We start from the raw sequence: 10926 nt of genomic DNA, 5'->3' as shown, positions 1-10926 counted from the left end.
CGTTAATGGGTGATAGCGTGCCTTTTGTAGAATGAACCGGCGAGTTACGATTACATGCGAGGTTAAGTTGATAAGACGGAGCCGCAGCGAAAGCGAGTCTGAATAGGGCGAATGAGTATGTGGTCGTAGACCCGAAACCAGGTGATCTACCCATGTCCAGGGTGAAGTCCAGGTAACACTGGATGGAGGCCCGAACCCACGCACGTTGAAAAGTGCGGGGATGAGGTGTGGGTAGCGGAGAAATTCCAATCGAACCTGGAGATAGCTGGTTCTCTCCGAAATAGCTTTAGGGCTAGCCTCATGTAGTAAGAGTCTTGGAGGTAGAGCACTGTTTGGACTAGGGGCCCCCATCGGGTTACCGAATTCAGACAAACTCCGAATGCCAAAGACTTATCCATGGGAGTCAGACTGCGAGTGATAAGATCCGTAGTCAAGAGGGAAACAGCCCAGACCACCAGCTAAGGTCCCAAAGTATACGTTAAGTGGAAAAGGATGTGGAGTTGCTTAGACAACCAGGATGTTGGCTTAGAAGCAGCCACCATTTAAAGAGTGCGTAATAGCTCACTGGTCGAGTGACTCCGCGCCGAAAATGTACCGGGGCTAAACGTATCACCGAAGCTGTGGATTGACATCTTTCGATGTCAGTGGTAGGAGAGCGTTCTAAGGGCGTTGAAGCCAGACCGCAAGGACTGGTGGAGCGCTTAGAAGTGAGAATGCCGGTATGAGTAGCGAAAGATGGGTGAGAATCCCATCCACCGAATGCCTAAGGTTTCCTGAGGAAGGCTCGTCCGCTCAGGGTTAGTCGGGACCTAAGCCGAGGCTGAAAAGCGTAGGCGATGGACAACAGGTTGATATTCCTGTACCACCTCTTTACCGTTTGAGCAATGGGGGGACGCAGGAGGATAGGGTAAGCGCGCTGCTGGATTAGCGCGTCCAAGCAGTTAGGCCGGTAACGAGGCAAATCCCGTTACCACATAGGCTGAGCTGTGACGGCGAGGGAAATTTAGTACCGAAGTTCCTGATTCCACACTGCCAAGAAAAGCCTCTAGCGAGGGAAAAGGTGCCCGTACCGCAAACCGACACAGGTAGGCGAGGAGAGAATCCTAAGGTGAGCGAGAGAACTCTCGTTAAGGAACTCGGCAAAATGACCCCGTAACTTCGGGAGAAGGGGTGCTCATTAGGGTGAATAGCCCTGATGAGCCGCAGTGAATAGGCCCAGGCGACTGTTTAGCAAAAACACAGGTCTCTGCGAAGCCGCAAGGCGAAGTATAGGGGCTGACGCCTGCCCGGTGCTGGAAGGTTAAGAGGAGAGGTTAGCGCAAGCGAAGCTTTGAATCGAAGCCCCAGTAAACGGCGGCCGTAACTATAACGGTCCTAAGGTAGCGAAATTCCTTGTCGGGTAAGTTCCGACCCGCACGAAAGGCGTAACGATCTGGGCACTGTCTCAACGAGAGACTCGGTGAAATTATAGTACCTGTGAAGATGCAGGTTACCCGCGACAGGACGGAAAGACCCCGTGGAGCTTTACTGTAGCCTGATATTGAATTTTGGTACAGCTTGTACAGGATAGGTAGGAGCCTGAGAAGCCGGAGCGCTAGCTTCGGTGGAGGCGTCGGTGGGATACTACCCTGGCTGTATTGAAATTCTAACCCGCGCCCCTGATCGGGGCGGGAGACAGTGTCAGGTGGGCAGTTTGACTGGGGCGGTCGCCTCCTAAAAAGTAACGGAGGCGCCCAAAGGTTCCCTCAGAATGGTTGGAAATCATTCGCAGAGTGTAAAGGCACAAGGGAGCTTGACTGCGAGACCTACAAGTCGAGCAGGGACGAAAGTCGGGCTTAGTGATCCGGTGGTTCCGCATGGAAGGGCCATCGCTCAACGGATAAAAGCTACCCCGGGGATAACAGGCTTATCTCCCCCAAGAGTCCACATCGACGGGGAGGTTTGGCACCTCGATGTCGGCTCATCGCATCCTGGGGCTGTAGTCGGTCCCAAGGGTTGGGCTGTTCGCCCATTAAAGCGGTACGCGAGCTGGGTTCAGAACGTCGTGAGACAGTTCGGTCCCTATCCGTCGTGGGCGCAGGAAATTTGAGAGGAGCTGTCCTTAGTACGAGAGGACCGGGATGGACGCACCGCTGGTGTACCAGTTGTCTTGCCAAAGGCATCGCTGGGTAGCTATGTGCGGAAGGGATAAGTGCTGAAAGCATCTAAGCATGAAGCCCCCCTCGAGATGAGATTTCCCATAGCGTCAAGCTAGTAAGATCCCTGAAAGATGATCAGGTTGATAGGTCAGAGGTGGAAGCGTGGCGACATGTGGAGCTGACTGATACTAATCGATCGAGGACTTAACCAAGTTATATTGGTTATTACTCGGCAAATGCTTCTTCATGCATTATCTAGTTTTGAGGGAACGAAGTTTCTTCAAACCAAATAGTCCGGTGGCGATAGCGAGAAGGTCACACCCGTTCCCATACCGAACACGGAAGTTAAGCTTCTCAGCGCCGATGGTAGTTGGGGGCTGTCCCCCTGTGAGAGTAGGACGCTGCCGGGCAAATGAAAGAGCACCTGATGGGTGCTCTTTTTTGTGTGTAATTATTGGGATCTGAATCAGTTGGACTCTTCTTTATATTGAAAAGTGCAGTTATGCGTCACTTTCATGCTATATGCGCCAGAATCAAATTATATGCACCGTTCCCTATTTTCATAGTCATTTCGTTCTCTGCGAAGAAGAATTGTGCCAAATGTAAGATAAACTCCAAAACATGCTAGATAAATCAAAAAACATGTTAGATAAATTCAAAAACATGCTAGATAAAACCCAAAACATGTCAGATAAACTCCACAACCTGTCAGATAAACCACCAAACCCCAGGCGCGCGCCAAAATAAATTCCCAGCAAGCCTGAAATCCCGCGCCATCCCAGAGCTGCCCCGGCAGCACAAAAAATAAAAAGCCCCTAGCAAAGGGCTTACATTTCAAGAAAATATCTCCGGCATTGTTATTTTCCGCAGCTTCTTTAAGTAATAATTATATTTTGGATGACTTGTATCCGTGGTGATTAAATCATTTTCACAATCTGTGCAGATAAAAGAAGTGTATAGATGTATTCCCCTGGTCTTTTCCTGCTCGCATATGACACATTCTTCCCCTGCCTGTTTTTTTGCTAATAGCGAACCCAATCACTCCACCTCCATACCCTTAGTCTGCCCAGATTACTATTATTGTATACAATTTTTTGAATTTTCACTGGCGGGTTTTTTCTGAGGTTACTTGATTAATATTGTATGATGAAAATCTAATTTGGGTGTATGTCTATAAAGGATTTCTTTTATTATTTTGCTTGATGCTTCAGGGACTGGCACAGATATCGTCCTTATGTAGCAGTTACATACTTGTTTTGTTAAAATAGGAGAAGAATCATAGGAAAGTGTGAACATATGAATCAAAAAAACACTCCATTATGGAATCAATTACAAATACATGCTTCACACCAGCCGTTATCCTTTCATGTGCCGGGCCATAAGAATGGGTTTCTTGCAGCTGGTGAGGGAGCAGATTATTTTAAACATATTTTAAAGCTTGATGCTACGGAGCTCAGCGGACTGGATGATTTGCATTCTCCTGAAGGGGTCATCCTGGAGGCACAGGAGCTGCTTGCCAGCCTGTATGAAGTTTCAAAAAGCTTTTTCCTTGTGAACGGATCGACTGCAGGGAATCTTGCCATGGTCCTGTCAGCCGCAGACGAAAATGAGACTGTACTGGTCCAGCGGAACTGCCATAAATCCATCCTGAATGGCATTACTTTGGCTAAAGCGAAGCCGGTCTTTTTAGCGCCTGAGTTTAATGAAGAGTGGGGCGTCGCCGGGGGAGTGGCTTTAGAAACGGTTAAAGAGGCGATCAGGCAATATCCGGATGCAAAAGCAATCATTTTAACCTATCCGAATTATTATGGAATGGTCTACGACCTTGAAAATATTATACACTGTGCCCACGATCATGGTATTCCGGTGCTGGTGGATGAGGCACATGGAGCCCATTTAATGGGCGGGAGCCATTTTCCCGCTTCGGCCGTTCAGCTTCAGGCAGATCTTACTGTACAATCGGCACATAAAACGCTGCCTGCTATGACGATGGGTGCTTATCTGCATTTTAACAGCCGGTTTATAAAGGAAGAAAAAGTGACCAACTATCTGGGGATACTTCAATCAAGCAGCCCTTCCTATCCGATTATGGCTTCTCTTGATTTGGCAAGGGCTTATTTAGCTTCATTTTCAAAAAAGGATGAGGAAGCACTGCTAGAAAAGATCGGGTATTTCAGGAAGAGTCTTAACAGTATTAAAGGCATTAAGGTACTGCCATTCCAACATCACAACGGTGACCCTTTAAAGGTAACCATCCAGTCAGAAACCACACTCAGCGGGTTTGACCTGCAGACTCTTCTGGAGAAGCACGGGATCTTTACGGAAATGGCGGATCCCTATAATGTCCTGTTCGTTTTACCACTTTTGAAGAACGATATGGATTATCCATTTGACCGGGTTGTTGAATGTTTGAAAGAGGAATTGACATCATTCCAACCGGCAGAACGCCAGGAAAGAATCACTTTTAGTAAAAAGCCTGTCTCTGGCCTTGCCCTTGAGCAAAAGGAACAGAGTCAGCACACCATTAAAACGGTGGCATTGGAAGAGGCGGCCGGTAAAATATGCGCTCAGCAGGTAATTCCTTATCCGCCAGGCATTCCGCTCTTATATCCGGGTGAAATCATTGAGAGCGAAGATATCGAAAACATCAGATTTCAAATTCAGGCCGGAGCACGGTTTCAAAATGGAGACAATTTAAAAGCAGGCAGGATCAACATTTTTCAGGATCTATAAAAGCAGCTGGAGGAAATAAAATGAAAAAAGGTAAGTTTATTACGGTCGAAGGACCTGAGGGTGCCGGAAAGACTACGATTATTGATATGCTGGCAACTAATCTGGCAAAGGAAGGCTATCAGGTGCTTCAGACAAGAGAACCTGGCGGAATTGAGATCGCTGAGCAAATCCGAAGTGTCATACTTGATAAAAAGAATACAAAGATGGACCCGAGAACAGAGGCTCTGCTGTATGCGGCAGCCAGAAGGCAGCACCTGGCCGAGAAAGTAAAGCCGGCACTGGATGAGGGATCTATCATTTTATGTGACCGGTTTATTGATAGCTCTCTTGCCTATCAGGGTTATGCAAGAGGACTTGGCATTGAGGAGGTCTACTCCATCAACAGCTTTGCCATTGAAGGCATGATGCCCGAACTGACTTTGTATTTTGATATAGATCCTGAAGCCGGGCTGGAAAGAATCAATCAGCATAAAGGACGTGAAGTGAACCGCCTGGACCTGGAAAAGCTCGACTTTCACCATAAAGTGCGGGAGGGCTATCTGAAGCTAATGGAGCTTTACCCGGAGCGCATCTTTAAGATCGATGCTTCAAAGCCATTGGAGGAAGTGTATCAGCAGGCGGTGACTAAGCTGAAAGAACGAATATAAAAATCTGCCTTAAAGATCATATTTCTTTAAGGCTTTTTTAAAATATTTTTTCTGTATTCCCTTAATTTCTGCTTGAAGATAAAATAATTGATATAATAAAAGTAAGACAAAACGGATGAAAACTTTGTAAAGGGGATGGGCTTATGAAATTAATTCTGGCAGTCATTCAGGATCAGGACAGCAATAAGCTAATGAATGCTCTGGTTGACAATAACTTTCGTGCGACAAAATTGGCCAGCACGGGCGGATTCTTGAAATCAGGCAATACAACGTTCATGATCGGAACAGAGGATATCCGTGTGGAGAGAGCCATGCAGATTATTAAGGAAAATTGCAGAGCAAGAGACCAGCTGGTTGCACCGGTATCGCCGATGGGCGGAAACGCTGATTCTTATGTGCCATACCCTGTTGAAGTTGAGGTTGGCGGTGCGACAGTCTTTGTTCTGCCAGTCGAGCAGTTCCATCATTTTTAATCATTACAGAGGGAGCTTTGAGCCCTTTGCGGAGGATCAGTTATGAAAATTAATCAGGAACTTCGGCTCAAGATGGAAAATGTCCGTAATGAGCAGAAGCAGGCAGCCGGGAACGGTGTTAAATTTTCTGAAATGGTGCAAAAGCAGGACCAGAAAATGCAGTCTTCCCAGCTTCAGGGTCTGTTAAAGGATATAGATGCCGCGGGAGAACGGCTGGCCCGCTCCAGAACCTTTAAGGATCTGGCTAAATTTAAAACGCTTGTGAAAAAGTTTGTGAAGGAAGCGGTTGATTTTGGAATGGAGCTGAGGCAATCGCACAGCTGGAACCAGCATGGACAGGGCCGGTCTCTGAAAGTGGTGGAAACGGTTGATGAAAAGCTTTCAGAGCTGACAGATGAATTAATGAAAAAAGAAGAATCTTCTATTGATATATTAGGAAAAGTCGGAGAGATTAAGGGACTCCTAATAAATTTATATATGTAAGTGAGTGATACTTGTGGGAAAAACGTGGGAACAGCTGGAGGCTATACAGCCAGTTGTATTAAAAATGTTTAAAAATAGCATAGTAAAGGATCGGCTGGCCCACGCCTACTTGTTTGAAGGGATGAAAGGAACAGGAAAGCGGGAAGCAAGCATGCTTTTGGCGAAGAGCCGATTCTGCCGTGAGCCGCTTGAAGGATATGTTCCATGTGAAACATGTTCAAACTGCAAAAGGATAAACAGCGGAAATCATCCGGATGTTCATATTCTGGAGCCGGACGGGCTTTCTATCAAAAAAAATCAGATTCAAAGCCTGCAGGAAGAGTTTTCAAAGACCGGGGTAGAATCCAGGCGGAAACTGTATGTGATTGTTCATGCTGACAAAATGACAGTGAACGCTGCCAACAGTCTGCTTAAATTTCTGGAGGAACCCCATTCAGAGACGACCGCTGTGCTGATTACCGAGCAGTCACAGCAGATGCTTCCTACTATTCTATCCCGCTGCCAGTCCATTTCTTTTAAACCATTATCTCCTGCTGAAATGATTCAGCAGTTAAAAAATAATGGAGTGGATCCTGCCCAGGCACCATTACTTGCACAAATTACCAATAATTTGGATGAAGCTTTACAATATAGTTCAGATGATTGGTTTGTACAAGCACAAAAAATAGTGTTAAAATTATATGAAGTGGTAAAGAAAAATCCGCTTGAGGCAATGGTTGCCCTTCAGGAGGATTGGTTCTTGCACTTTAAAGAAAAAGAGCAGATTGATCGCGGCTTGGATCTATTACTTCTTATTTTTAAAGATTTACTATATATTCAGCTTGGGAAACAAGACCAGGTTGTCCATCAGAACGAACGAAAACGTTTAGAGCAGTTTGCGCTGCAATCTTCCACCAAACGCCTGACGGAACAGATGACGGCTGTTTTGGAAGCCAAAAGAAAATTGCAGGCAAATATGAATCCGCAGCTGTTGATGGAACAGCTTGTGCTAAAATTGCAGGAGGGATCTTCCTTTGTATGATGTAGTAGGAGTGCGCTTTAAAAAAGCGGGCAAGATTTATTATTTTGATCCCGGAGATCTCTCAATACAAAAGGATGACTTTGTCATTGTCGAAACTGTCCGAGGCGTTGAATACGGAAAAGTGGTAATTGCCCCGAAGCAGGTTGATGAGCATGATGTTGTCCTTCCATTAAAAAAGGTTCTTCGTATTGCAGATCAAAAGGATCGCATGATTGTTGAGGAGAACAAGCAGGCCGCCAAGGAAGCATACGAGGTATGCTGTGAAAAGGTACAAACACATCAGCTTGATATGAAGCTGGTGGATGTTGAATATACATTTGACCGAAATAAGGTCATCTTCTACTTTACGGCTGATGGCCGGGTTGACTTCCGCGAGCTTGTCAAAGATCTCGCAGCCATCTTCCGGACAAGGATTGAACTTCGCCAGATTGGTGTGAGGGATGAGGCAAAAATGCTGGGCGGTATTGGACCATGCGGCAGAATGCTGTGCTGTTCCACTTTCCTGGGTGACTTTGATCCTGTATCCATTAAGATGGCAAAGGACCAGAATCTATCGCTGAACCCAACGAAAATATCGGGTTTATGCGGCCGCTTAATGTGCTGCCTGAAATATGAAAATGATGAGTATGAAGCAGCAAAAGAAATGCTCCCGGATCTTGGGGAATGGATTCAGACCCCGGATGGAGCCGGAAAAGTGGTAGGCTTGAATATATTGGAGCGTGTGCTGCAGGTTGATGTAAAAGAAGCCGAGCGCGTCCTCGAATATACACTGGATGAAATTTTAAAACAAGGTGCTGTATCAGTTCAGTCCACAGATTAAGAGGTGGAAGTCGTGGATAAAAAAGAAATCTTTGACTCTGTGAGTAATATGGAAACCCAAATTGGAGAGTTATATCAGCAGCTTGGTGAGTTAAAGCAGCATTTGGCAGAAATACTTGAAGAGAATAACTCTTTGAAGCTGGAAAATGAACATTTACGACGTCATTTAGACATACCTGCAGAAAAGGAAAGTACATCGGCGAAAAAAAGCAAATCAGAGCAGTCTGCCGATGCTGCAGATAATGATAGGGTGATTGATATTGGCGAAGGCTATGATAACCTGGCACGCCTCTATCAGGAAGGCTTTCACATTTGCAATCTCCATTTCGGCAGCCCGCGTAAAGAGGGAGACTGTCTGTTTTGCCTGTCTTTCCTGAATAAGAAGTAAACTTTTAGCCTTCCTGTGATAGGAAGGCTATTTTTCCATAAAAGCAAAGAATCAGAGAAAGTATACTTTGAACTTCGAGAACTGTCTAGCTCAGCGCCTACCCCCTCGAGGTCACAAGCTTGTCTTGTTTCGGCTCCTAGGGACTCGGGGTCATAAGCCGTTTCCTTTCAGAAGGAAAAACGCCTTCTTACAGGAACCGTCTTATGCCTGTCGTCCCTGGGCAGTCGCCTCCACCTTTCGGGCAATCCTCCCAAAAAGGCAAAGAACGCCTTTCCGTGAGGCTTGTCTTGTGCTTGTCGGGGGTGGGCAAGGCGCTTGCGCTTTTCTTTGAAGCATGGAGGATCAAGAATGGATTTTTTAAAAGAAGGGGAGCGGCTGGACTATTTGCTGGCTGAAGATATGAGAATCATCCAAAGCCCGGCCGTTTTTTCTTTTTCACTGGATGCTGTCCTGCTGGCCCGGTTTGTGTATGTGCCGATTCAAAAAGGCAATCTTATTGATTTGTGCAGTGGAAATGGTGTGATTCCGCTTTTTTTGAGCACAAGAACAAAGGGGGCCATTACAGGCGTCGAAATTCAGGAGCGTCTGCATGATATGGCGGTCAGAAGCATTGAATACAATAAGCTTCAAGACCGGATTAAGATGATTCAGGGGGATATTAAAGAGATCCATCAGGAATTAGGTTATGGAAAATTTGATGTTGTCACCTGCAACCCGCCTTACTTTCCAACACCTTCTAAGGATGAAATCAATGAAAATGAGCATTTGGCGATTGCCCGCCATGAAATTCTGTGTACGCTTGAGGATGCGGTGAAAGCGTCAAGCGGGCTTGCGAGACAGGGAGGCAAGGTGGCATTTGTGCACAGGCCGGGCAGGTTCCTCGACATTGTCACCCTAATGCGCAAGTATAAGCTGGAGCCGAAAAGGGTGCAGTTTGTTTATCCGAAGGTCGGAAAAGAAGCAAACACCCTGCTGATTGAGGCAGTCAAAAACGGCAATCCGGACCTGAAAATCCTGCCTCCTTTATTTGTATATAATGAAGAAAATGAATACACACCCGAAATGAGAGAGATTTTATATGGAGAATAGCCATTTTTTTTACGTTCTCCATTGCCGTGATGGCAGCTTGTATGCAGGTTACACCAATGATCTTGAAAAACGGGTGAAGGTCCATAATGAAGGAAAAGGGGCCAAGTATACCAGAGGAAGAGGACCGGTTGAGCTGGTCTTCTCCCGTTCCTTTTCGGAAAAAGGCGAAGCGATGAGAGCGGAATATGAATTCAAACAATTGTCCCGGAAGAAGAAGGACGAGTTTTTAATGAAAGAGACGGGTGGTACATATGTGGCAGCAAAAAAGCTTTGAGCATGAAGAGACAAAAGGAATTTTATATTTAGTCCCGACTCCAATCGGCAATCTGGAAGACATGAGCTTCAGGGCGGTTAGAATCCTGAAGGAAGCGGACTTTATTGCAGCGGAGGATACGCGCAATACAAAGAAGCTATGCAATCATTTTGAGATTGACACACCCATCATCAGCTATCATGAACATAATAAGGAAATCAGCGGACAGAAGCTGCTTGAAAAAGTGGCCAATGGCGCAAAAATTGCCCTTGTCAGTGATGCAGGGATGCCTGCGATTTCAGACCCGGGCTATGACCTTGTAACAGCGGCTGCTGAAGAAAAGCTGACAGTGGTGCCCCTTCCCGGTGCGAATGCTGCATTAACCGGCCTGATTGCTTCCGGCATCAACACCCAGCCTTTTTATTTCTATGGGTTTTTGAACAGGCAGAAGAAACACAAGAAGCAGGAGCTCGAGGATCTCTCTAGGCAATCGGCAACCGTCATCTTATATGAAGCTCCCCATCGCCTGAAGGAAACCCTCTCACTGATGTCTGTGGTCATGGGCAACAGGAATATTGCGTTATGCCGTGAACTGACGAAGAGATATGAAGAATTTATCCGGGGAACTGTAGAAGAAGTGATGGAATGGGCTTCAAGCGGCGGCGAAGTGAGAGGAGAATTTGTGATTATTATTGAAGGGACTTCCGAAACTGTGCAGGAGGCAGAAGCTGCCTGGTGGGAGAATCATTCGATTGAGGATCATGTCAGACATTATATAGAAGAAACTGGACTCTCGAGCAAGGAAGCCATCAAGCAAACTGCAAAAGATCGGGAATTAAATAAGCGGGATGTTTACCATGCTTATCATATAGAAGAATAAAA

The 10926-nt window shown here is 46.1% G+C and carries 11 protein-coding genes and 2 rRNA genes (1 of these 13 only partly in view); 12 read left to right on the top strand and 1 reads right to left on the bottom strand.

The window, feature by feature from the left end; translation table 11 throughout:
* Both LLY41_RS00785 and rrf read left to right on the top strand, forming a co-directional pair.
* Window positions 1–2350: ribosomal RNA gene (locus LLY41_RS00785) — 23S ribosomal RNA — on the top strand; it begins 586 nt to the left of the window's first position.
* 81 nt (window positions 2351–2431) lie between these two features.
* Window positions 2432–2548, top strand: a 5S ribosomal RNA gene (rrf, locus tag LLY41_RS00780).
* A gap of 424 nt (window positions 2549–2972) precedes the next feature.
* Here the strand turns inward: rrf and LLY41_RS00775 are convergent.
* Window positions 2973–3176, bottom strand: coding sequence for a sigma factor G inhibitor Gin (locus LLY41_RS00775; RefSeq protein WP_095246026.1), 204 nt, complete (start codon window positions 3174–3176; stop codon window positions 2973–2975).
* Window positions 3177–3434: 258 nt separating this feature from the next.
* Here LLY41_RS00775 and LLY41_RS00770 point away from each other — a divergent pair, with 258 nt between their 5' ends.
* From LLY41_RS00770 to rsmI, 10 genes are all read left to right on the top strand, one after another.
* A complete protein-coding gene (locus tag LLY41_RS00770; protein WP_304586670.1) occupies window positions 3435–4871 on the top strand; it encodes an aminotransferase class I/II-fold pyridoxal phosphate-dependent enzyme in 1437 nt (478 codons plus the stop codon).
* A gap of 20 nt (window positions 4872–4891) precedes the next feature.
* Window positions 4892–5518: a dTMP kinase gene (tmk, locus tag LLY41_RS00765; RefSeq protein ID WP_304586669.1), complete on the top strand. Its 627-nt coding sequence runs from the start codon at window positions 4892–4894 to the stop codon at window positions 5516–5518.
* A 143-nt stretch (window positions 5519–5661) separates the two neighbouring features.
* Complete coding sequence (locus tag LLY41_RS00760) at window positions 5662–5991, top strand: cyclic di-AMP receptor DarA (protein ID WP_095246029.1); 330 nt, start codon at window positions 5662–5664, stop codon at window positions 5989–5991.
* A 42-nt stretch (window positions 5992–6033) separates the two neighbouring features.
* Window positions 6034–6474 (top strand): YaaR family protein, encoded by a 441-nt coding sequence (locus LLY41_RS00755; protein WP_304586668.1) that lies wholly within the window; start codon window positions 6034–6036, stop codon window positions 6472–6474.
* A gap of 13 nt (window positions 6475–6487) precedes the next feature.
* Complete coding sequence (holB, locus tag LLY41_RS00750; RefSeq protein ID WP_095246031.1) at window positions 6488–7495, top strand: DNA polymerase III subunit delta'; 1008 nt, start codon at window positions 6488–6490, stop codon at window positions 7493–7495.
* On the top strand, window positions 7488–8315 hold the full coding sequence (locus tag LLY41_RS00745) for a PSP1 domain-containing protein (RefSeq protein ID WP_035332950.1): 828 nt from the start codon (window positions 7488–7490) through the stop codon (window positions 8313–8315). Before holB ends, LLY41_RS00745 begins: the two co-directional genes overlap by 8 nt.
* Before the next feature lie 12 nt (window positions 8316–8327).
* Entirely contained in the window at window positions 8328–8702 is a 375-nt protein-coding gene (gene yabA / locus LLY41_RS00740) for a DNA replication initiation control protein YabA (protein WP_095246032.1), read from the top strand.
* 348 nt (window positions 8703–9050) lie between these two features.
* Window positions 9051–9791, top strand: a complete 741-nt coding sequence (locus LLY41_RS00735) for a tRNA1(Val) (adenine(37)-N6)-methyltransferase (protein ID WP_095246048.1) — start codon at window positions 9051–9053, stop codon at window positions 9789–9791.
* Window positions 9781–10065 (top strand): GIY-YIG nuclease family protein, encoded by a 285-nt coding sequence (locus LLY41_RS00730; RefSeq protein ID WP_095246033.1) that lies wholly within the window; start codon window positions 9781–9783, stop codon window positions 10063–10065. The genes LLY41_RS00735 and LLY41_RS00730 overlap by 11 nt, the downstream gene beginning before the upstream one ends.
* Window positions 10043–10924, top strand: coding sequence for a 16S rRNA (cytidine(1402)-2'-O)-methyltransferase (rsmI, locus tag LLY41_RS00725; protein WP_095246034.1), 882 nt, complete (start codon window positions 10043–10045; stop codon window positions 10922–10924). The genes LLY41_RS00730 and rsmI overlap by 23 nt, the downstream gene beginning before the upstream one ends.
* Window positions 10925–10926 lie beyond the last annotated feature (2 nt).

The organism is Cytobacillus firmus, assembly GCF_023612095.1.
Taxonomy (GTDB): domain Bacteria; phylum Bacillota; class Bacilli; order Bacillales; family Cytobacillaceae; genus Cytobacillus.
The sequence above is the reverse complement of the archived record's forward strand: the minus strand, read 5'-3'. Positions and strand labels throughout refer to the sequence as shown.

Excerpts from the sequence above, each read along its gene's own strand:
- LLY41_RS00760 (WP_095246029.1), top strand. The coding sequence starts at position 5,662 with ATGAAATTAATTCTGGCAGTCATTCAGGATCAGGACAGCAATAAGCTA.
- LLY41_RS00770 (WP_304586670.1), top strand. The coding sequence starts at position 3,435 with ATGAATCAAAAAAACACTCCATTATGGAATCAATTACAAATACATGCT.
- LLY41_RS00755 (WP_304586668.1), top strand. The coding sequence starts at position 6,034 with ATGAAAATTAATCAGGAACTTCGGCTCAAGATGGAAAATGTCCGTAAT.
- rsmI (WP_095246034.1), top strand. The coding sequence starts at position 10,043 with ATGTGGCAGCAAAAAAGCTTTGAGCATGAAGAGACAAAAGGAATTTTA.
- tmk (WP_304586669.1), top strand. The coding sequence starts at position 4,892 with ATGAAAAAAGGTAAGTTTATTACGGTCGAAGGACCTGAGGGTGCCGGA.
- LLY41_RS00730 (WP_095246033.1), top strand. The coding sequence starts at position 9,781 with ATGGAGAATAGCCATTTTTTTTACGTTCTCCATTGCCGTGATGGCAGC.
- LLY41_RS00735 (WP_095246048.1), top strand. The coding sequence starts at position 9,051 with ATGGATTTTTTAAAAGAAGGGGAGCGGCTGGACTATTTGCTGGCTGAA.